17 protein-coding genes are annotated in these 22,378 nt (G+C 60.2%); 9 read left to right on the plus strand and 8 right to left on the minus strand.

Annotated features, from left to right (window positions below):
• Positions 1–5: 5 nt before the first annotated feature.
• Positions 6–539 (plus strand): DUF5069 domain-containing protein, encoded by a 534-nt coding sequence (locus tag TSACC_RS11110; RefSeq protein WP_075079362.1) that lies wholly within the window; start codon positions 6–8, stop codon positions 537–539.
• 149 nt (positions 540–688) lie between these two features.
• The gene (gene gltB / locus TSACC_RS11115; RefSeq protein ID WP_075079363.1) at positions 689–5,272 is read left to right on the plus strand and encodes a glutamate synthase large subunit; all 4,584 of its coding nucleotides are present in this window, start codon (positions 689–691) and stop codon (positions 5,270–5,272) included.
• Between the two features lie 196 nt (positions 5,273–5,468).
• On the opposite strand, the gene TSACC_RS11120 is transcribed toward gltB, so the two are convergent.
• Genes TSACC_RS11120 through TSACC_RS11145 form a run of 6 tightly spaced genes read right to left on the minus strand, consistent with a single transcriptional unit; the run spans position 5,469 to position 12,407 of the window.
• Entirely contained in the window at positions 5,469–6,353 is an 885-nt protein-coding gene (locus TSACC_RS11120; protein ID WP_202815952.1) for a uracil-DNA glycosylase, read from the minus strand.
• A gap of 34 nt (positions 6,354–6,387) precedes the next feature.
• Complete coding sequence (locus tag TSACC_RS11125; protein ID WP_075079364.1) at positions 6,388–7,608, minus strand: esterase-like activity of phytase family protein; 1,221 nt, start codon at positions 7,606–7,608, stop codon at positions 6,388–6,390.
• Positions 7,605–8,450, minus strand: a complete 846-nt coding sequence (locus TSACC_RS11130; RefSeq protein ID WP_075079365.1) for an ABC transporter ATP-binding protein — start codon at positions 8,448–8,450, stop codon at positions 7,605–7,607. The genes TSACC_RS11125 and TSACC_RS11130 overlap by 4 nt, the downstream gene beginning before the upstream one ends.
• Before the next feature lie 3 nt (positions 8,451–8,453).
• A complete protein-coding gene (locus TSACC_RS11135) occupies positions 8,454–9,374 on the minus strand; it encodes an ABC transporter permease (protein WP_084400395.1) in 921 nt (306 codons plus the stop codon).
• Positions 9,374–10,336: an ABC transporter permease gene (locus TSACC_RS11140; protein ID WP_075079366.1), complete on the minus strand. Its 963-nt coding sequence runs from the start codon at positions 10,334–10,336 to the stop codon at positions 9,374–9,376. The genes TSACC_RS11135 and TSACC_RS11140 overlap by 1 nt, the downstream gene beginning before the upstream one ends.
• Position 10,337: 1 nt before the next feature.
• The gene (locus TSACC_RS11145) at positions 10,338–12,407 is read right to left on the minus strand and encodes a peptide-binding protein (protein ID WP_169809615.1); all 2,070 of its coding nucleotides are present in this window, start codon (positions 12,405–12,407) and stop codon (positions 10,338–10,340) included.
• Positions 12,408–12,516: 109 nt separating this feature from the next.
• Between TSACC_RS11145 and TSACC_RS11150 the strand changes: the two genes are divergently transcribed.
• Entirely contained in the window at positions 12,517–13,770 is a 1,254-nt protein-coding gene (locus TSACC_RS11150) for a spinster family MFS transporter (RefSeq protein WP_075079368.1), read from the plus strand.
• Here TSACC_RS11150 and TSACC_RS21840 read toward each other — a convergent pair.
• The gene (locus TSACC_RS21840) at positions 13,719–14,528 is read right to left on the minus strand and encodes an AraC family transcriptional regulator (protein WP_075079369.1); all 810 of its coding nucleotides are present in this window, start codon (positions 14,526–14,528) and stop codon (positions 13,719–13,721) included. The two genes, TSACC_RS11150 and TSACC_RS21840, sit on opposite strands and share 52 nt — an antisense overlap.
• Before the next feature lie 80 nt (positions 14,529–14,608).
• Here TSACC_RS21840 and TSACC_RS11160 point away from each other — a divergent pair, with 80 nt between their 5' ends.
• From TSACC_RS11160 to trmB, 6 genes are all read left to right on the plus strand, one after another.
• A complete protein-coding gene (locus TSACC_RS11160; protein ID WP_084400397.1) occupies positions 14,609–16,039 on the plus strand; it encodes an alpha-glucosidase/alpha-galactosidase in 1,431 nt (476 codons plus the stop codon).
• Positions 16,040–16,115: 76 nt separating this feature from the next.
• Entirely contained in the window at positions 16,116–17,453 is a 1,338-nt protein-coding gene (gene tig, locus TSACC_RS11165) for a trigger factor (protein WP_075079370.1), read from the plus strand.
• Positions 17,454–17,458: 5 nt separating this feature from the next.
• Complete coding sequence (locus tag TSACC_RS11170; protein WP_075079371.1) at positions 17,459–18,088, plus strand: ATP-dependent Clp protease proteolytic subunit; 630 nt, start codon at positions 17,459–17,461, stop codon at positions 18,086–18,088.
• An 11-nt stretch (positions 18,089–18,099) separates the two neighbouring features.
• Entirely contained in the window at positions 18,100–19,374 is a 1,275-nt protein-coding gene (clpX, locus tag TSACC_RS11175) for an ATP-dependent Clp protease ATP-binding subunit ClpX (RefSeq protein WP_174548590.1), read from the plus strand.
• A gap of 18 nt (positions 19,375–19,392) precedes the next feature.
• Positions 19,393–20,634: a glycosyltransferase family 4 protein gene (locus tag TSACC_RS11180; RefSeq protein ID WP_075079372.1), complete on the plus strand. Its 1,242-nt coding sequence runs from the start codon at positions 19,393–19,395 to the stop codon at positions 20,632–20,634.
• The gene (gene trmB, locus TSACC_RS11185) at positions 20,631–21,191 is read left to right on the plus strand and encodes a tRNA (guanosine(46)-N7)-methyltransferase TrmB (protein ID WP_075079373.1); all 561 of its coding nucleotides are present in this window, start codon (positions 20,631–20,633) and stop codon (positions 21,189–21,191) included. The genes TSACC_RS11180 and trmB overlap by 4 nt, the downstream gene beginning before the upstream one ends.
• On the opposite strand, the gene TSACC_RS11190 is transcribed toward trmB, so the two are convergent.
• The gene (locus tag TSACC_RS11190) at positions 21,188–22,354 is read right to left on the minus strand and encodes a glycosyltransferase (protein WP_075080695.1); all 1,167 of its coding nucleotides are present in this window, start codon (positions 22,352–22,354) and stop codon (positions 21,188–21,190) included. The genes trmB and TSACC_RS11190 overlap by 4 nt on opposite strands.
• Positions 22,355–22,378: the final 24 nt, after the last annotated feature.

Raw genomic sequence — 22,378 nt, forward strand, 5'->3', positions numbered from 1 at the left:
TGACTATGGACATCAACGCCTGGACCCAAAATCTCCGACTGATCTACGACAAGGCCGTCAAATCCTACCAGGACGGCAATCGCGACCTCGCTTCGTACTTCAGCGACGCCGAAAAGCTCTTTCTCGCCACGATTGGCCTGAAACCGATCAACGTCTACGACTACGCCGAGGATTTCGTGAAATACGGTGAACCCGACTGGGACACCTTCCTCCTCATCGTCGCCGCCCGCCGCGACTACTTCCTCTATGAGCAAAAGGGCATGCCCAGCTCCGGGGAGATCGACGAGAGCGAGCTTCCGCCTAAAACTGCGGATCTGGAGGGAGTCACCTGGCTGCCTCGTATCACCCGCAAGGCGAAGTGCTTCCTCCATGGTGACCTCTGCCATGACATCATGTATGGCTGTAGCGGTGACCGGCGATTTCTCAGCGAGCATGGCCTGCATCCGGCCGACTTCCTGAGGGCGGTCTGGGCGTCTCATGGAGACGATCACAAGGTGCTGGCCTTCGTCCGGAAGGTCGAAGGACGCCAAAGCGCTTAACGCTCAAGACCTTCGTTACGCGAATTTTTCGCGATCCACGCGAGTTTTTTGATGACAATCTGCTCGCGTGGAATGAAATTTGCTGCCCAGTTTTTCTCTGAAAACACTGACCTGCCACTGCATCTCTGGAAACCTACGGGGAAACACACATGAATCAAAATAGCCTGAATACCGAAACGCTCCCAACTTGTATGTACCGTCCGGAGCACGAACATGATTCGTGCGGGGTAGGTTTCGTCGCTCAGGTCAGTGGACGCCGTTCCAACCGCATCCTGCGCATGGGCCTCCGGTCCATCTGCAACCTCATGCACCGCGGCGCGCTCGACGCTGACGCCAAGACGGGTGACGGAGCTGGTATCCTGACCCAGATCCCTTACAAGCTCTTCGTGCCGGAGGTGACCCGCCTCGGCCATACGCTGTACAAGGAAAGCGATCTGGCCGTCGGTGTCCTCTTCCTGCCGCATGACAATGCCTACGCCCAGGCTCGCGCCAAGGCCATCACCGAGGAGGTGCTGGAAAAGCGCGGTCTGTTCCTTTTCGGCTGGCGTGAGGTGCCGATCAATCTCCGTGTCCTTGGCGAAAAGGCCCAGACGACTCTGCCGCGCATCGAGCACGTCCTCATCGGCAAGCCCTGGGGCATGGCCGACGACGACTACGAGCGCCGTCTCTTCCTCGCTCGCAACGAGATCGAGGACATGGCCGCCGCCGCCAAGATCAATAATTTCTACATCCCGTCGTTCTCGCACCGCGTGATCATCTACAAGGGATTGCTCGTCTCCGCCTCGGTCGAGAAGTTCTACCCGGACCTCTCGAACCCCGACTACGAGACCTCGATCTGCGTCTATCACCAGCGCTACAGCACGAACACCTTCCCGAAGTGGCCGCTCGCGCAGCCCTTCCGCATGCTCGCGCACAACGGTGAGATCAACACCGTGCGCGGTAACCGTATTTGGATGAGCGCCCGCGAGGCCGAGCTTCAGGCGGATTTCTGGGGCAAGGACATCGATCTGCTCAAGCCGATCATCCAGCCCGGCGGGTCCGACTCCGCCAGCCTCGACAACGCCCTGGAGGTTCTCACCATGAGCGGTCGCAGCCTGCTGCACGCCGTCACCATGCTCGTGCCTCCGGCCTGGAGCTCCGACAAGAGCCTGCCCAAGGTCGTGAAGGAGTTTTACGAATATCACCGCTGCATCTGCGAACCATGGGACGGCCCTGCCGCTCTGTGCTTCAGCGACGGCATCACCGTGGGCGCTTCGCTCGACCGCAACGGTCTGCGCCCGGCCCGCTACAAGCTGACGGACGACGGTATCTTCGTCCTCGGCTCCGAGGTTGGTATTGACGGACTCGACCTCCGCAACATCGTTGAGATGGGTCGTCTCGCCCCGGGCGAGATGATCGCCATCGACACGGCCGAGGGGACGCTGCTCCGCGACGCCGATATCAAGCTCGGCCTGGCTTCCCGCAAGCCATACGGCGAGTGGCTGGCCAACAACCTCGTGCGCTTTGAGCACACGAAGGAGGAGGAGCTCAAGCCCTCCGAGGGCGAGCTCGACATCATGTCGCTCACGCAGCAGCAGATCGCATTTGGCTACTCCAGCGAGGAGCTCGATATGATCCTCAAGCCCATGTACAAGGACGGTGCGGAAGCCGTCGGCTCCATGGGCGATGACACGCCGCTCGCGGTGCTCTCGCTGCGTCCGCGTCTGCTCTACACCTACTTCAAGCAGCTCTTTGCCCAGGTGACGAACCCGCCGATCGACCCGATCCGCGAGAAGCTCGTCATGTCGCTCGCCACCATCATGGGATGGCGGCGCAACCTGCTCTCCGAGTCGCCCGAGCATTGCCATCAGGTCGTGATGGAATCTCCGATCGTTTTTGACGCCGAGCTGAACAAGCTCCGCGCCATCGGCGGCGATTTTGAATCGCACACTATTCCCTGTACTTGGCCCGTCTCGGAAGGCGCAGCGGGTCTGGAAAATGCCGTCCACCGCATCTGCCTCGAGGCGGAGAGCGCGGTCGACAACGGCGGCCGTCTGATCATTCTCTCCGACCGCGGAGTGGATCATCAGAACGTGGCCGTGCCGATGCTCGTCGCCGTGGGCGCCGTGCATCATCACCTGAGCCGCGTCGGCAAGCGCATGCGCGCCAGCATCATTGCTGAAACCGCCGAGGCCCGCGACGTGCATCAGATCGCCTGCCTCATCGGTTACGGAGCGAGCGCCATCAACCCGTATCTCGCCTTTGAAACCGCTCGGGAAATGATCGAGAAGGGCCAGGTCGAGGGTGGCTTCGCCACGGCGGCCATCAACTACAAGAAGGCCCTCGAAAACGGCATCCTCAAGATCATGTCCAAGATGGGCATCTCGCTCGTGAGCAGCTATCGCGGCGCCCAGGTCTTCGAGGCCATCGGTGTTTCCACCAAGGTCATCGACGAGTGCTTCGCTGGCACCACGACCCAGATCCAGGGAGTGGGTTTCAACGAAATCGCTGCGGAAAGCCTGACCCGCCATCACATGGCATTCGGCGAGGCTGTCCCGGTCGAGGAAGGCAAGCTGGAGGACCCCGGTTACTACCGCGTGCGCCGCGGTGGCGAGCTTCACGCCGTCACTCCGCCGGTGCTCCAGAGCTTCCACACCTTCGTCGGCATCAAGGGCGAAGACAAAGCCGGCAAGTGGGAGGATTACCAGAAGTACGTCGACGCCGTGCTGACCAACCGTCCGCATTCGCTCCGCAACCTGCTGGACATGATTCCCGCTCCGACCGGCCCCGTGCCGATCGAGGAAGTCGAGCCTATTGAAGAAATCCGCCGCCGCTTTACCACGGCGGGCATGTCGCTCGGCGCGTTGAGTCCCGAGGCTCACGAGGCCCTGGCCATCGCCATGAATCGCATCGGCGGCAAGTCGAACAGCGGTGAGGGTGGTGAGGACCCGGTGCGCTTCAAGCGCCGCGAGGATGGGGATTGGGCCAATAGCGCCATCAAGCAGATCGCCAGCGGTCGCTTCGGCGTCACGGCGGCCTATCTCGCCAGCGCGAAGGAAATCGAGATCAAGATGGCTCAGGGTGCCAAGCCCGGTGAGGGCGGTCAGCTGCCCGGTCACAAGGTCAATGCGTACATCGCCAAGCTCCGTCACTCGGTGCCCGGCGTCACGCTCATCTCGCCTCCGCCGCATCACGACATTTACTCGATCGAGGATCTGGCTCAGCTCATCTATGACCTGAAGCAGGTGAACCCGCGCGCCCGCGTCTGCGTGAAGCTCGTCGCCGAGGCTGGCGTCGGCACCATCGCGGCTGGCGTGGCCAAGGCTCACGCCGACATCATCCTGGTCAGCGGTCACGATGGCGGCACCGGTGCTTCCCCGCTCAGTTCGGTGAAGAACGCTGGCGGCGCTTGGGAAATGGGCGTGGCGGAAACCCATCAGGTTCTGCTGCTCAACGGCCTGCGCAACCGCGTCACGCTCCGCACCGATGGCGGAATGCGCACGGGTGAGGATATCGTTTACGCGACGCTGCTTGGCGCTGAGGAATATAACTTCGGCACGGCTGCGCTCATCGCGCTCGGCTGCGTCTACGTGCGCCAGTGTCACCTGAATACCTGCCCGGTCGGCGTTGCCACCTCGCAGGAGAAGCTCCGCGCGAAGTTCAAGGGCACGCCCGACAACCTCGTCCGGTTCTTCAACGCCGTGGCGCAGGAAGTCCGCGAGATCATGGCCAAGCTCGGCTACCGCACGATCAACGAAATGATTGGCCGTACCGAGTCGCTGCGTCAGCGCGTGGTGCCCGATCATCCGAAAGCGAACACCCTCGACCTCAGCCCGCTCCTGGTGGACGTGGCCAAGGGCGATTCGACCATGGTGCGTTACGCCACCCGCTCCCGCAACGATGCTCCCGAGGATCGCACCCTCGACGACATCATCATGCAGGATGCGAAGGAGGCGATCAATGACGCCCAGCCGATCACGCTTTCCTACAAGATTACCAACGTCAACCGCTCCGCCGGCACCATGGTGTCGGGCGAGATCGGCTACCAGTGGGGTGAGGAAGGTCTGCCTCCGGGCACGATCAACCTGCTCCTCCACGGTAGTTCGGGCCAGAGCTTCGGTGCGTTCCTCGCACCGGGCGTCCGCCTCGTTCTCACCGGTGAGGCCAACGACTATGTGGGCAAGGGCATGAGCGGCGGCGAGATCGTTATCAAGCCGGTCACTCCTCGCAAGTACACTCCGTCCGAGTGCATCGTCCTCGGCAACACCGTCATGTACGGTGCCACGGGCGGCGCCTTGTATGCGAATGGCCGCGGCGGCGAGCGCTTCTGCGTCCGTAACTCCGGCGGCACTGCCGTAGTCGAGGGCGTGGGTGACCACTGCTGCGAATACATGACCAACGGCACTGTTGTGGTCCTCGGTCCGACCGGAAAGAACTTCGGCGCGGGCATGACGGGCGGCGTGGCTTACGTACTCGATGAAGGCAATACCTTCCTCGACCGCTACAACCCGCAGCTCATTACTCCGGCCCGTCTGGAGAATGCCGACGACATCACGACGCTGAAGGAGTTCATCTACAAGCACCTTGAGCTCACCGAAAGCGCCAAGGCCCAGGCCATCCTGGCCGACTGGCCTGCTTACGAAGGCAAGTTCTGGAAGGTCAGCCCGACCGTCCCGGCTGCTGCTCCCGCCCCGGTGGAGGAGAAGCCCAAGGACGAACAGGTGATCAACGAGAACGTCACCGCCTCACGGTAAGTTCCCAAGTTAGGCTAACTTCAATAGAAAAGGGCGGGCAGAAATGTCCGCCCTTTTTCTTTGCGAAAGAACTGAAGGGGGAGGAGATACCCGCGCGGTTGCATCGAAGCCGCATGGATTCATGCTACCCAGGCACCCCATGCTCGTAAGCGGACCTTGCCGCCGAGCATCGGTTACAATTTGATTTAATTCGCCCTCAGGCGGACTGGGTGAAAAAGCGCCGCTGCTTTTCCGAGATCGGGCGCTCCAGCCGCTCGAGCACCTGCAGCATGTCCTCCCACACTTTGCGCTTCTCGCTGATGAGCTGATTGCGCAGGAGGTAGGCGGGATGGTACGTCGCCATCACCGGGATGCCACGAAATTCGAACCACTTGCCTCGCATCTTGCCGACTGGTCCGTTGGAACCAAGCAGGCCCTCGACCGCAGTAGCGCCGAGCGCGACCATGGCCTTCGGCTTCACCAGGGCGATTTGCTGCTCCAGCCAGGGAATACACGTTTGCATCTCCTCGGGCTTCGGCTTGCGATTGCCGGTTGATCCCGGAGGCATATCGGGTCGGCACTTCAAAATATTGGCGATATAGACATCATCGCGGCTGTATCCCATCGCCTGGATGATCTTGGTCAGGAGCTGACCGGCCTTCCCAACAAATGGCTCTCCCTGCAAATCCTCATCCGCCCCCGGGGCTTCGCCGACGAACATCAGCTCGGCATTGCGGTTGCCCACGCCGAAAACGACCTGGGTGCGGGAGCGCACGAGATGCTCGCATTTCGTGCAATTCAGCGCCGCCGCCTCCAGCGTCTCCCATGTCCAGACTGGCGATATGCTCGGTGCATCTGCAGGCGTCTCTGCGACGATGGTGATCTGCGGCGGTAGGGAAGGCTTGGTTTCGGCAGGAGCAGGCTTGGCCACAGGAGCTGGCGCAACCGCCGTTGATTTGGCCGCCTTGGTGGCCTCCGTTGCGAGGGAGCGCAATGCGGCCAGGCTCTGCTCCGATGCGCTGACCTTTGGGCCGAAGCCGTTCTTGATCTGCTTCAGCATCGGCAGGGTTTCTGCCAGGGCCTGTTGGAATACGTCGCTCACTATCCCTATATTCTCCAATTCTCCGCCGCCTGACTCAAGGCTTCTCCGGCAGCGAACTGCGAATCTTGAAAAACTGGCTCTCGACTGAGTCCTGAGCCCGGGGGAAGGGGATGTCTTTGCCGTCGATATGCAGGATGGGGGTGAGAAAATCGTTATCCGCCGTCATTAAGAGCGTCACCATCGACGGATGCAGCGGCGGCACGATCACGATGCCCTCCCATTTCGCGGCGAGGCGCTTGGGATCGGGGACGATCGCGGGCAGGTTGAAGAGAAGCGTCTTGGCCACCGGGCGGGCCGTGGCGGCGCTGCCGTGGTCGAGGATGTTTGTCGCCATGGAGAGATCGGCAATCCATACCGCCTTGTTGCGAGCCGCCGGGTAGTCGAGACTGCCATTGCGCCCCCGGTTGTCCCGCTCCAGCACGAGGAGGCGAGTCTGGCTTAACGCTGCCAGATCATTCACTGAGACGCTGTCGAGATCCTGCGGTTCGCTGGTCTCCGGCACCACGGTGGAAAATGGGTATGCGTACAGCGCCGTGGGCTTGCCGGAGGCCAGGTCGAGGATCAGCAGATTGGTGGTGGGCGATTTCTTCGCGCCGTCCTGCATCAGGCCGCTCTGGAAGATGAGCGCGACAGATTTCCCGTCTGGCAGCAGGCACATGCCCTCCGGCCCCTGATTCACCGCGCGGCCATGGACAAGTTTCTCCGTATTCGTGAAATCAATCCTACCATCAGCGCGGCGAGGGCGAAACATTTCCGGCAACACAATGCGCCGGATGATCTTGCCGTCGCGGGCGAACTGATAAAGCAGCGGCCCATATTCATCGGTCACATAAAGCGTTCCATCGGGAGCGACGGCGATGGCTTCGGGATCGAGGCAGGTGCGACCGTCCTTGAGCCTGGGGATTTCCGAGTTGGGATCATCCGGGATCAAGCCGCTCATCTCGCGGCCCTCCTCGTCGCGGAAAAGGACGGCTTCGACCACTTGCGGATTCAGGTCATCGCCTTGGAGATCGAGGCGGACTTTGACATAGCGCGGGCGGTAATCAATCGTGCCATCTCCCGCTCCGCGATCCGGGATGCAAAAGAACAGGCCGCTTTCGGGATCATGAGCGATGCCGGATCCCAGTCCGCCGACAGTGTCGCCGAGATTGTCGCGAGTGTCGGAAGGGATGGAACCCGAGGCGATCACGACAGAGTCCGCCCGTGCCGACTGCAGCAGGGCGAGGGAAAGGAGGAGAGACAGGAAGGACTTCACGATTTCGCGGCGAGTTTGGAATAATCGATCGTCTTGAGGCGTTTTTCCTTCGAGCCCAGCCGCGGGATGCAGGCCATGAGCGCCTTGGTGTATTCGTGCTGGGGAGAGTGAAGAATGCTCTGCGTATCGCCGTACTCGACGACTTCTCCCCGGAACATCACCGCCATCCGGTCGCAGAGTCCCTGGGTGATGGCGATGTTGTGAGTGATGAGAATGAGCGACATGTTGAACTCCGCCCGCAGGCGTTTGAGCTCCGCCAGGATCTGCGCCTGGATCGTGACATCGAGTGCCGTCGTCGGTTCGTCCGCCACCAGCAGGCTGGGGCGGCAGCTCAGAGCCATCGCGATCATCGCGCGCTGCTGCATGCCACCGCTGAGCTGGTGTGGGTAGTCGTGCATTCGCTTCTCGGGATTGACGATTCCCACCGTCTTCAGCCAGTGAACGATCTCCGCATCGACATCCTTCACCTCGGGCCGATGGAGGCGGATCGCCTCGGCAATCTGGCTGCGAATCGAGTACACCGGATTCAGCGAGGTCGAGGGCTCCTGGAAGATATAGGCAATACCGCCGCCGCGGATCTTGCGCAGCCTGTCCGGCGACATGGTGAGGACGTTCTCGCCCTTGAAAAAGATGTCGCCGCCTGCATACAGCGCCGGAGGCGAGGGGAGCAGCCGGGTGAGCGACAGCGCGGTCACGCTCTTGCCGCTGCCGCTTTCGCCCACGATGGCCAGCGAGGAACCTTCCTTGAGCGAGAGGGACACATGCTTCACGGCTTCCGTTACACCATGCTCGGTGCGGAAGTTGATGGATAGGTCGCGGATTTCCAGCAGAGAAGGGCTCATGGGTTACTTGCGTTCGGATCGGCTTTCGGCGGCCTGACGCAGCGCGTCACCCGCAAGGTAAAAGGCCAGGGCGGCGATGAAGATGGCCATGCCTGGGAAGACAATGAGCCACCACGCATCGAGGAGGTACGTCTTGCCGTCGGAAATGATGTTGCCCCACGTCGCCTGCGGGGGCTGCACGCCGAAGCCGAGGAAGCTCAGGCCCGCCTCGGTCAGGATGGCGTCGGGAATACCCACTACCGCCGTCACGATGATCGGCGCGGCGGCATTGGGCAGGATATGGCGAAAGATGATGCCCGGCGTACGGATTCCCAGCGCCTTGGCCGCGCGTACATACTCGGTCTCGCGTAGCGTCAGAAACTCCGCCCTCACGAGCCGAGCCGTGCCGGTCCAGCTCACCAGGCCGATCACGACAATGATGTTCATGATGTTGGGCCCGAGCAGGGCGACCGCAGTGAGGATCAGGAAAAACGACGGGAAGCACAGGATGGCATCCACGACGCGCATGATGATGTTGTCAATCCAGCCTCCGAAGTACCCCGAGATCGCGCCGACCGTCACACCGATGAAAAGCGAAACCGCCACCGCGACGAAGCCGACGGTGAGCGAGATGTACGATCCATTCAGCAGGCGCGAGAGCACGTCGCGACCGAGATTATCCGTCCCCAGCCAATGCGCGGCCGAGGGCGGCATGAGCTTCTGTGTCAGCTCGGTGGTATTTGGATTGTAGGGAAAGTAAACGCCGAGGAGCGAGCAAATGCCCGTCACCAGCGCGATTGTGAAGAACACCACGATCACGATGGAGGATACAACCCCGACGGGATTCTTGCGGAAGCGTCGCCACATGCGACGGCCCGGACTTTCCAAGAGCAGGGGAAGGTCAGCGACCTCGGCGGAACTGGCGGTGGATGCGGTCGTCGTCATTATTCGAGTCGCACACGGGGATCGACCACGGCGTAGAGTACGTCGGAGATCAGGTTTCCTATGAGAATCAGGGCAGCCACGATAAAGTTGATCGCCACCAGCGTCGGATAGTCGCGCTCCAGTACCGCCTCGTAGCCGAGTCGGCCCAGCCCCGGATACGCGAAGATGGTTTCAATGATCACCGACCCGCCGATGAGTCCCGGGAGCAATCCGCCGATGCCCGTGATGAGCGGGCGGATGGAATTGCGCAGCGCATGCTTGAAAAACACCGTGTCCGGCTCCAGTCCCTTGGCCCGCGCCGTGCGAATGTAATCTTCCCGCAGCGTCTCGATCATGCTGGCTCGAATGAAGCGCGATTGCACCGCGATGCCGCCGATGGAGAGCACCACCGCCGGAAGGGCGATATGCCAGAAGCGATCCAGCCACATCGACGCCGCATTCGGAAAGATCACGCCATAGCTCTGCGTGCCCAGGATCGGCACATCGGTAAACCGCACCAACCCGATCACGATCAGGTAGGAAATCCAGAAGCCCGGCATCGCGATAAAGATAAACGCCAGAATCGACGTCAGCAGGTCGGGCGTCTTACCTGCGTGCTTTGCCGCATAGACGCCGAGCGCCAGGCCGAAGCTGAGCGAAATCACCGCCGCCAGCACATTGAGCGATATCGTCGCAGGCAGGCGCTCGCCAATCTTCTGTAGCACGGGCCGGTCGTCCTTGATGCTCTTCAGGTTGCCATTGAAGAGATCGCGCATATTGAGCCAGTACTGCTCGATGAGCGGGCGATCGAGGTGGAACTTCTTTTTGAACGCCTCCTTCACCTGCGGGGTGATCTTGGGGTTCAGCTCGCCCCACGGGTACGGACTTCCGGGTGTCAGCGTGATAATGAAAAACGAGATCAGGCTGATGAGGAAGGCCAGTACGACCGAGATGGCGAGGCGGCGAATGATGAAATTCAGCATGTCAGCGAGGGAGTTTGTCCGCGTATTCCGGACGGTAGAACCACTCGGAGTAATAACTCCAGCCGGCCTTGGTCATTTCGACAGGTGAGTCGATCCATCCTCCTTTTCCATCGGGACGGCGGATGCGGTAGCTGTCCTTCCAGAGCACCGAGGTCGCCTGCGGGACGAAGAGGAAGAGATACGGCTGGTCCTTGTAGATGATGCTCTGGAGCTTGCCCGCCATCTCGATGATCTTGTCGCGGTTGTATTCCTGACGGATGTCGACGAGCAGCTTGTCCACTTCCGGATTGTTGTAACTGACGACGTTAAGTTGCTCGGGGTTGTTCTGTGACGAGTGCCAGATTTGATACTGATCGTAGTCTGGCCCGAGCGACCAGCCCAGTACCATGGCGTCGAAGTCTCCCTTGTTGATGAAGTTCTTCAAAAATACGGCCCACTCGTAGAGTTCGATTTTCACCTCGATCCCGATCTGGCGGAAGTTGTCCTGAATGAGCGTGGCGATATCGCGGCGGACCTCTCCGCCGTTGTTTGTGATGATCGTGAACGTAAACCGCTGGCCGTCCTTCGTTAGGATTCCATCCGTTCCCGGCTTCCATCCCGCTTCGGCCAGCAGTTGGCGAGCCTTCTCCACGTCGTACGGGATCGGCTTTACGTCGGGATTGAAGAACCACATCTGCGGCAGGAAGATGCCGGTGCTCTGCACTCCGTAGCCGTAGAGGATGTATTTGATCATCTCGGGCACATTGACCGCATGGGCCAGCGCCCGACGCACCCGCTCATCCTGAAAGATCGGACGCTTCAGGTTCCAGCCGACGTACGAGTAGGAACTGCTCGGATACGAAAACAGGTCGAAGCGGCTGTCTTTGCGAAACTCGCTTACCGCCCACGGATCAACCCCCCAGAAATCAATCTGTTTGGTTTCGAAAGCGAGCCGCAGCGAAAGCTGGTCGCTCAGCACGCGGTATACCATGGAATCCAGCCATGGCCCCGGCGCGTCGAAGTAATCCGGGTTGCGCACCAGCCGTACGTATTCGTTCGTCTTCCATTCGGAGAATTTGAACGGCCCGGTGCCGATCGGGTTGCGGTTGAAATTCTGCGCCCACCATTCTGGCGATTTGCCTTCGAGCAGATGAGATGGGAGCAAACCGATCATCCAGCTTTGGAGGGCGGGGGAGTAGGGCTTGCGATAGACCACGCGGACAGTATGCGGGTCGGGAGTTTCCACTGCCTGGATGTAGAGAAAGTCCGGCTTGCGCGGAGACGCTACCGCATCGTCCATGATCGCATGGTAAGTGAAAACCACATCCGCCGAGGTGAAAGGCGTGCCATCATGCCATTTAACATCGTCGCGAAGGATGAAATCCACGATCGGCTCCGCCAGAAATGGCTGTACATCGCCGGCCGCAACCGTTCCTTTTTGCGTCCGACCGGCCAGGAAGTCCTGCAAATCCTTCACCACTGGCGCGGGGTCACCCACCACTGTCACCTCAAAGGCCGTATCGGATTCCACCCAGTTGCGCACCGCCTTGGCGCCGGTCTCCGTCTCTCGCCAGGCCTTGAGCGTCTCCGCAGCCCTTCCTTCGAGGTCTGCGCGAACAATGGTCGCCGAAACGAGATTCTTGGAATCAAAGAGTCCCATGATCTCCTGCGATGCCGCCATACCCGGCTCAGAGAAGGTCAGAACCAGTGAGGAACCATCCTGCCGGGCATCGGTGAGTTTCCAGTCCGCCCAGCGGCCGCGCATGAAAAACAGCTTCCCCATTGCACCGGGTACGGACTTTGGATCGTCAAAGAATATCGTCGTGTGTTGGCTCAGGGCGAAGGACTTGGCCAGATCCGTGGTGATTTCCAATTCCGCACTGTACTTGAGCAGGCCATTAAAGATCATGCTGCCCACATCGCTGGCGGCGGAATCCGCCTGCTGGATTGGGTTGAGCATGGACGGCTCGGCTATCGAGCCGATCGTCATCTCATTCTTCTTGTCGGAACTGAGCCTCGTCTCGTTGAAGAACGCCACCGCGATGGCAACGATCAACAACGCCGGGAGGCCATGAAGGAAAAACCGAATCACCAGCGCGCAAGATAGCGCGTCCTCCGGCTCTGGAAAGCGGGAAGTGACCGCGAAAATAACCGATTTTTCTGCTGTGCGGCTGCGGGTGCGAATTGCAGAGTCTCGGCGCATGACGGACTCCACCCGCTCATCCGGCGCTCGCCGCACCCTGGCCCTCCTGCTGAGCCTCAATCTCCTCTGCTACATCGACCGCTACATCCTCGCTGCGGTGGAGCCCCAGATTCGCGAGAGCTTCTTTGCCAATGATCCCAATGCGCTGGCCAAGACCGGCAGTCTCGCCACGGCGTTTTTGTTCAGTTACATGATCCTGGCTCCGATTTTCGGTTTTCTGGCCGATCGTATGTCCCGCTGGGTCATTATTGCTTTTGGCGTGGCCGTGTGGAGTCTCGCCACGGCGGGATCGGGTTGGGCGGCGACCTTCGGCGTCCTCTTGCTGGCCCGAATTCTGGTGGGAACGGGTGAGGCGGCCTACGGCCCGGCTTCGGCCACGATCATTTCGGACATGTACCCGATCGAGCGCCGTGGCCAGGTGCTGGCTTGGTTTTTCGCCGCGATTCCCGTGGGCAGTGCGCTCGGGTACGTGTTTGGAGGAATGATCGGAGCGGCTCACGGCTGGCGGGCTCCATTCATCTGGGCCGCCATTCCGGGGATGATTTTGGCCGTGATGTGCCTGTTCTTTAAAGATCCACGCGCCGGCAGGGCCGAGAAGCCGAAGCACGCCTCGTTCAAGGATTACCTCGGCCTTCTGAAGATCCCTTCCTATGTCCTGAATGTCGCTGCGCAGACCGCAATGACCTTCGCCATTGGCGGCATGTCCTTCTGGGCTCCAGCCTATTTCTCCGGGCGGTCGGGCGCGCCGGACCTCGGGCAGGTGAATCTCATCTTTGGCGGCATCACCGCCGTGGCTGGACTCCTCTCCACGCTCTTCGGTGGCTGGCTGGGTGACCGGTTGGCCCGGCGGCTACCAGGTGCCTATTTCTGGGTCTCCTCTGGAGGCATGCTGCTCGCTTTTCCCTGCACGATCGCCATGCTTTTTGTTCCATTCCCTTGGGCTTGGGTGCTCTGCTTTTTTGCCGTGTCCTTTCTCTTTATGAACATTGGGCCAGCCAATACGGCGATCGCCAATGTTACCGATCCCGCTGTGCGCTCGACAGCCTTTGCCCTGAACATCTTCGTCATCCATGCGCTTGGTGATGCAATATCTCCGCCGCTTATCGGGGCCGTGGCCGACCGCTCCAGTCTCACTGCCGGATTCTTTGTGGTTTCTCTCGCCATGTTCGTGGCTGGCGTGATCTGGCTCTTTGCTGCCCGCTACTTGGGACGGGACACCCTGCGGGTGCGCGAGGACTTTGCCAGTGCTTGAAGCGCCCGGTTCATTGCCTTCACCGAGGCAAACCCGCTTCGTAACGCCGCCTCTGTGAGCGTCATGCCCGGCCGGTCGAGGAGTTGCTGCGCCTCTCTGGCGCGCAGCCTCCGGAGATACGCCGCCGGGGCGGTTTTCATACGATTGGAAAAGAGCCGGGTAAAATGCTCCCTCGAGAGCCCGGTTTCCGCCGCGAGTTCCTTGATGCCGATAGGCTCGCGGAATCGCCGCTCGCAGATCAGCTTGGCTGCCTGTACGGGGTCGAGGGTGCGGGCGGCCGGGGTGCTTGCTTCGCGGGTCCATGCGGCGAGAAACGCAAAACATTGGGTGCTGGCCGTGAACGGATCGACGGAAACCCGTCGCTCTGCCTGCCGGATCAGTGAAAAGAAGAGCGTCGCCGCTTCGCCGGTCCGGGTCATGGGGATCACCGGCCCGAAAGCCTCACGAAGCTCCCGGCAAAGCCGGATGCCGAGTTCGCCATACAGGTTGAGCCACGCCAACTCCCATGGCTCCTTGGGATTTTCTGGCAACCCGTATTCGCTCTTCTCCGGAACCAGCACGATAAAGGCGTGGCCTTCCGGCACCTCGTGCTCCCGGCCCTGATAAATCACGCGTCCCACTCCGTGCTCGGTACGTTGGATGATCACAAAGACCTCGTCGCTCCGATTGTCATTGTTCCAGTGATACCGGCTTTGAACCACCTGACGCGAGGCACCGAATGGGACGGAAATATCCAGGGGGTTTTTAGGCAGAGCCATGCCGGAAATATCACAAAATGACCTATCAATGTCACATCTGAATTCTGGATCGACTGATGGAATTATCGTAAGAAAACCCCATGGCAAAGCCATCCTCCAAGAAGTCACTCGGTCACGCCGAGCATTCCAAGGCCGCCCACACTCACAGTTTGGCCGGTGAATTCCTGCGCCCCATCAAGATCACGATGCTCGGCGCGGGCAGCGGGTTCACGCCCAAGCTGGTCAACGACGTCCTGCGCACCCCTGGCAACAAGGGAGGCGTGATCGCCCTGGTCGACATCGACCTCAAGCGCCTGAGCGCGATGAAGCGCCTCATCGGCAAGGTCATCGACCTTGTCGGGGCCAAGGGCTGGAAGGTCATCGCCTCGCCGGACCGCCGCGCGATGCTGAAGGGCTCGGACTATATTGTGAACTGTATCGAGGTCAGTGGCCTCGAGTGCGTGCGCCACGACAACGACATCCCGGCGAAATACGGGGTGAGCCAGTGCATTGGCGACACCATTGGGCCTGGAGGCTTATTCAAGGCTCTGCGCACCATCCCGGTGTGGCTCGCCGCCCTGCGCGACGCCGAGGAGCTTTGCCCGGAGGCCATCGTGCTGAACTACACGAACCCCATGAACATGCTCTGCCTCGCTGCGCAGCGGACCTCTGCCATGTCGGTGGTCGGTCTCTGCCACTCCGTACAGGGAACCAGCCACCTTCTCTCGAAGCGGGCAGGCATTCCATACGACGCGATGGAATGGGAGTGCGCAGGCATCAACCATCTCGCGTGGTTCGTGAAGCTCCGCCATCAGGGCAAGGACCTTTACCCGCTCCTTAAGAAGCTGGCCGAGCAGGATATCGCCGGAAAGCCATCAAATCCCGACGACGTCGGAGACATCGTGCGCAAGGATATGATGCTGCACTTTGGAGCCTTCATCACGGAATCCAGCGGACACCTTTCCGAGTACCTCCCGTACTACCGCAAGCGGCCCGAGATTTTGGAGAAATACGGACGTTCCGGATACGATGGCGAAACCTCGTTTTACGCCGACAACTGGCCGACCTGGCGCAAAAACGCCGACGCTTCCCGCGAAGCCATGCTCAAGGGCAAGGAATCGATCACCTGGGATCGCACCTGGGAGTACGCCAGCTGGATCATTGAGGCCCGCGAAAAGGACTCGCCGTTCCGCATCCACGGCAACGTCTCCAACAATGTGGAAGGCAGCGGAGCGCTGATCACCAACCTACCGGCCAGCGGCTGCGTCGAGGTGGCGTGCATGGTCGACCGCAACGGCATCAATCCGACTCGTTTCGGAGCCCTGCCGCCCCAGATGGCAGCCCTCTGCGCGTCAAACATGAGCATGTTTGAACTCGGGGCCACTGCCGCCATCGAGCGGAGCAAGGAGGCGGCGATTTACGCCCTCATGCTCGATCCGCTCACGGCGGCCATGTGCAGCCCGGCGGAGATCAAAAAGATGACTTTGGAGCTGTTTGAGGCCGAAAAGTCGTTCCTGCCGAAGTACAAATAACCAAAAACGTCACCGGCGGGGGCAAACTCATCTATTGTCCCCGCCGGGACGTTGTGCTTAACTGGACCGTTTACCGATGAACGTTCTAGTAGAAAACCAGCCCAACTGCCTCGTCTCCCTTCAGGTCGAGCTGCCCGCCGACCGTGTGACCCGTGAATGGCAGACCGTGGCCGAGCAATTTCAGCGCAACGTGCGCATCCCTGGCTATCGCCCGGGCAAGGCCCCGAAATCTCTCGTCGACACCCGTTTCGCCAAGGACATCAAGGAAGAACTCACCAATCGTCTCCTCCGCGAAAGCCTCAACGAAGCGATCAAGGAAAAGAACATCCAGGTCATCTCCGTCTCGCAGGTCGAGAACGTCGAGATCGGCACGGACAACGTGCTCCGCTATCGCGCCACGGTCGTGACCGCCCCGGATTTCGAACTGCCCGATTACTCCAGCATCCCGGCGGAGATCGCCCTTGAGGAGGTCAATGACGAGCACATCCAGCGCTGGGTCGACCAACTCCGCGAGCCGCATGCCACCTACACCCCTGTGGAGGATCGCGCCCTGGCCTTTGGCGACTACGCCGTGGTCAGCTACGAGGGCAAGATCGACGGCACGCCGCTCGCCGAGGCCATTCCGACCTCACCGCAGCAGCTCCAGGGCCGTCGTAACGCCTGGATCTTCATCGACGAAAAGAGCCTCCTTCCCGGATTCTGCGCCGCTCTCGTGGGCCAGAATGTGAATGAGGAGCGCACCTTCTCGCTCGAGCTTCCCGCCGATTTCCCGATTGCCGATCTCGCCGGCAAAAAGGTCGACTACACCGTCACCCTGCACGGCATCAATTCCAAGAGCCTGCCCGAGTTCACTGACGAACTCGCCGCCAAGCTTGATCCGGGTTCCAATGCCGAACAGGTACGTACCAAGATCCGTGAGCAGCTTGAGCAGCTCGCGCAGAATCAGTTTGAATCCAACAAACGTCAGGCTGCGGTGAAGTACCTCCTCTCCAAGGTGGAGTGCGAGCTTCCCTCAAACATCGTTGAGCGTGAGATGGCTGGCATCCTCAAGGACATCGTTCGTGAGAACCAGGGCCGCGGCGTGAGCGACGAAGAGCTGCGCAATCATCAGGACGAACTTCTTGGCGCTGCCCAGCAGAGCGCCCGCGACCGTGTCCGCACGAATTTCCTCCTCCTCCGCATCGCGGAAAAGGAAAAGATCGAGGTCGGCGAGCAGGATATCGCCCAGCGCGTCTACGAGATGGCCGCCCGCTATGAGATTCCCGTGAAGAAGCTCATCAAGGACCTTCAGCGCCGTGAAGGTTTCGGTCCGCTGCGTGAACAGATCCTCGCAGGCAAGGCTCTTGATTTGCTGGCCGCTAATGTTACGGTGACGCAACCCGCTGCAACAGCGGAGGCTCCGGCTAACGCCTGACATTTATGACGAACTCCTATCTGATTCCCACGGTCATCGAACAGACCGGTCGTGGCGAGCGCGCTTACGACATCTACTCCCGACTCCTCAAGGATCGCATCATCTTCATCGGCACACCGATCGACGATCATGTGGCCAATATCGTGATCGCGCAGATGCTCTTCCTTCAGATGGAGGACGCCAAAAAGGACATCAGCATTTACATCAACTCCCCTGGCGGATCCGTCACGGCGGGTCTCGCGATCTATGACACGATGCAATTCGTGACGTGCGACGTGAATACCTACTGCATGGGCATCGCCGCCAGCATGGGAGCTGTCCTGCTCTGCGCCGGCACCAAGGGCAAACGCTATGCGCTGCCCAACTCCGACATCATGATCCACCAGGTCTCGGGCGGCGCCCAGGGCCAGGCCAGCGATGTCGAGCGCCAGGTCGAGTTCATGTTTAAGCTTAAGAAGCGGCTCAACGGCATCCTCTCGCATCACACCGGCAAGCCGGTGGAGCAGGTGGAGAGAGACGCCGACCGTGACAACTATATGACCGCCGAGGAGGCGTGTGCTTATGGTCTGGTCGACGAAGTCGTCAAATCCCGCAAGGAAATCAAAGAGCTTCCCGTCGAAAAGGCTTCCGAGTAGTATTCTTATAGATGGCCAGGGCTAGCAATCTGACGATGTGCTCCTTCTGTGGCAAAAGCCACGCGGAGGTGAGGAAACTTATTGCCGGCCCCGGCGTCTATATCTGCGACAGTTGCATTACTGTTTGCAAAGGCATCCTGGATAAGGAGCTTAACGACGAAGCACGCAAGCAGAAGACCGCGATTCACGTGCCGAAGCCCGCAGACATCATGCGGGAGCTCGATAAGCACGTCATTGGCCAGAATGGCGCGAAGAAGGTCCTGGCCGTCGCTGTTCACAATCATTACAAGCGTCTCATCAGTGGGGAATCCAACGCCGATGGTGCGCTCATGCTCGACCCGCTTTCCGAGGTCGAGATCGAAAAGAGCAATATCCTGCTCATCGGACCCACTGGTTCGGGCAAGACGCTTCTTGCCCGTACGCTGGCACGCATCCTAGATGTTCCCTTTTGCATAGCTGACGCCACGACCATCACGGAGGCTGGCTATGTCGGTGAGGACGTGGAGAACATCGTGCTCCGGCTCCTGCAAAACGCCGATTACGACGTGAAGCGTACGGAGATGGGCATCGTCTACATCGACGAGATCGACAAAATCGGCCGCAAAACCGACAACGTGTCCATCACCCGCGACGTTTCTGGCGAGGGTGTCCAGCAGGCACTACTCAAGATTTTGGAGGGTACCGTTTGCAACGTGCCTCCGCAAGGGGGGCGCAAGCACCCGCATCAGGAGTATATCCAGATCAACACGGAGAAGATCCTCTTCATCTGCGGCGGCGCTTTCGTCGGCCTGGACAAGATCGTCCAGCGCCGTATTGGTGGCCGTTCGATGGGCTTCCACGCCCGCGATCTTCGCGATCCAGACGAGATTGCAACGGAGGCGGTTCATTCCGTCGAGCCGGAGGATCTCCTTGGCTTTGGCCTCATCCCCGAGTTTATCGGTCGTCTCCCCGTCGTCAGCACACTCGACGCGCTGACCGAGGATGAGCTGATGACCATCCTGACCGAACCCAAGAATGCCATGACCAAGCAGTATACCAAACTGCTCGCCATGGACGGGGTCGGACTCACCTTCACCAAGGATGCCTTGCGTGCCCTGGCTGCCGAAGCCGTGCGCAAAGGCACTGGCGCACGCGCTTTGCGCGCCCTGCTCGAGCGGATCATGCTCGATATCATGTACGATGTTCCCAGCCGCGACGACATTGCCGAGGTGACGATCAATCGCACTGTGGTGGAAGGAAAACGCCCCCCGTTGATCCGGAGGCGGCAGGACAAGGACGCCGCCTGAGGCGGTTTTAGGGAAGCCATGGATGACTCCACGAAGGCAGGCGGATTTGCCTACCTTTTTGAGAAATTTCCGTCGTTCAGCCAGACCTTCTGTTTCCGGGAGGTCGCTGAAATGCGACGGCAGGGAATCAAGTGCCCCGTCTATTCCGTTCGTGAGCCCACTGGCGAGCCTCCGCAGGATTTTCCGGAGGGATTGAAAGAGGCGATTACGTATCTTCCCGCCTGCTTCCACGAATGGACGGGTTCCGTGCGCCATCGCCGGAAAACTTTGCAATGCACCATCCCAAAGATGGTGAAGCGCTGGGGCGACGAGATCGAGAAACGCCGCATCCACGAGGCTCTCTGGCTGGCTGAGGATTTCCAGCGCCGCGGCATCCGCCACGTCCATGCTCATTTTGCCGGATTGGCCGCCCGTACCGCGTACTGGCTGCACGACCTTCACGGCGTGGCGTACAGCTTTACGGCGCATGCCAATGACGTCTTCTGCGACGAACCGAAGCATCGCCTGGAGACCATGGTAGCGGGTGCGAAGGTGATCACCACCGAGACCGAGTACAGCCGCAAGTTCCTTCAGGATCTTTTTCCGAAATACGCCGACAAGGTTTACCGGACATATAACGGCATCGATATCAGTCGATTCATCCCGGGAACTGAAAAATCCAATCCGCCCGTCATCATCAGCGTGGGCCGTTATATCGAGAAGAAGGGATTCGCCGATCTTATTTCCGCCTGTGCCCAGCTCAAGGATCTGTCTTTCGTTTGCCAGGTCGTCGGGAGGGGTCCGCTCGAGGAGGAACTCAAGAATCAGGCTGCAGCCATGGGAGTGGGGGACAAGGTGCAGATCACTGGTCCGCGCACCGAATCCGAAATCATCGAGATTCTGTCTCGTGCCTCGCTCTTCGTCCTTCCGTGTGTGAAGTCCTGCGATGGCGGGTCGGACAATCTGCCGACCGTCATCATGGAGGCCATGGCCATGGCATTGCCCGTCATTTCCACTCCGATCGCCGGGGTTCCCGAGATGGTGATTGAGGGACAAACCGGGTATCTTGTTCCAGAGCACAATCCCGATGCGCTGGCTCAATCCATGCGTGAGATTCTCTCGAATCCTGCCCGGGCCGATCAGTTTGGCAAAGGAGGGCGAGCCTTGGCGGAGGACCGCTTCGATATAGCGAGGACTGTTCAGACCCTCCGGGACGTGCTGGAGCAGCACGAAGCGTTCCGGCCCCGTTCCCGCAGCATTCTGTCGAGTCTTTGGTCATGATCACGGATGCCTCGCCACTCCCCGCCGGGTGGATCGAGAGCGGACGACCGCTGGAGATCGACGTCGGTTGCCACAAAGGACTGTTTCTTGCCGAAATGGCAGCACTGTACCCTGACCGGAATTTTCTCGGCATCGAACGGCAGGCCGAACGTGTTGAGCGTACCAATCGCAAGATCCAGCGCCTCGAGATGCGCAATGCCGCTGTCATCTGCGGCGAGGGCCACGAGACCTTGCGGACGCTGCCTTCGGAGGTTGCCGACCATATTCATGTGCTCTTTCCCGATCCCTGGCCAAAGCGGCGCCATCACATCCGGCGGTTGATTCAGCCTTCGTTCATCGAAACCTGCCTGCGGCTTTTGAAGCCCGGCGGAATTTTACGTCTGGTGACGGATGATGAACCCTATGCCCGGGATGTCCGCATTCATGCGGCAACCGTGCCGGGGCTCGTGGAATGCCCGGACGATCGCGAGTACCCGCTGACCGAGTTTCAGAAGAAATTCCTCGTCGACGGCCGCCCGGTTTACGCGCTGATCCTGCGCAAGCCGGATAACGATTAGGCGGCGGCTTTTGGCGAACTGCCGAGCAGCTCTCGATAAGCCGCTTCCAACCTTGCAATCGACTGACTTTGCTCGAAATTCTGGCGCACGCTCTCTGCGGCATTGCGAGAAAGGGATTGATAGAGAGACCCGTCGCCGCAAAGTCGCTCCAGCGCCGCCGTGAAGGCATCCACATCGCGCTCCGGCACGAGCAGGCCGGTGCTTTCCGATGTCACGGCCTCCGGGATCCCTCCATGCAGGGTGGCGACCACCGGCAGCCCCATGGCCATCGCCTCGAGCATGGCATTGGGCACACCTTCCTGATCGCCGGTTTCCGTCGTCTGGCTGGGGTGCACGAAAACATGCGCCTCGCGGTAGGCCTTGGCCAGGGACTCCTGGTCGAGGAACCCGGTAAAGGTCACCGAGGAGAGAATCCCGAGCTCTGTCGCCTGCCGCTTGAGGCTTTCCTCCAAGGGACCGGCCCCGGCCAGAATCAGCTCTGCGGCAGGGTAGGTTTTCTTGATACGGGCAAAGCTCTTCAGCGTCACTTCCAGCCCCTTCTTGGCGATAAACCGCGAGGCTTGGATGAATTTCCACGCTCCATCGGCTGGAGGCTGGCGATCCTGATACGGGAATCCGTCGAGCGGAATGCTTGTCCGGTTGAGGCGGATCTTGCTCCGGTCACAGCCGAGTGCAACGAGGCGGTCGGCCAGCGATTCGCTCCGGGCCAGAACCATCGGGACGGTTTTGAGCACTTCCTTGAGCTTGCCGGCATAGCTGGGCTGGTCATCCCGCGTCATGATATCCATGCCGTGGAACGACACGAGCGCGGGAATCGGCCATGCCTGCAGGAATGGCAGGAGATGCACTCCGGTATGCCCGAAATACACATGCATCAGGTCGACTTCCCGACGGCGCAGCACCTCGATCAACTGGTCATACTCTCCGCGATAGTGGATCGCGGGCATGCGCCGGACATGCTTCCGGTAAAACCGCCGGAGAAAGTTCGTCCGAGGCTTCAGTAGAATCTCGACGTCATCGAAGGGGTAAACATCCTCATTTTCCCGGCAGCGCGTCAGCACGAACGTCTTGAACTCCTTCAAACCGGTGACCTGACGATAAATATGCCGCATTTCTTTCTTGAGAAATGTGGTGCAGTAACTGGCGACGACCGGCTGGGACATGAACGATCCATTCAACGGAACTCC

Source organism: Terrimicrobium sacchariphilum, assembly GCF_001613545.1.
GTDB lineage: Bacteria > Verrucomicrobiota > Verrucomicrobiia > Chthoniobacterales > Terrimicrobiaceae > Terrimicrobium > Terrimicrobium sacchariphilum.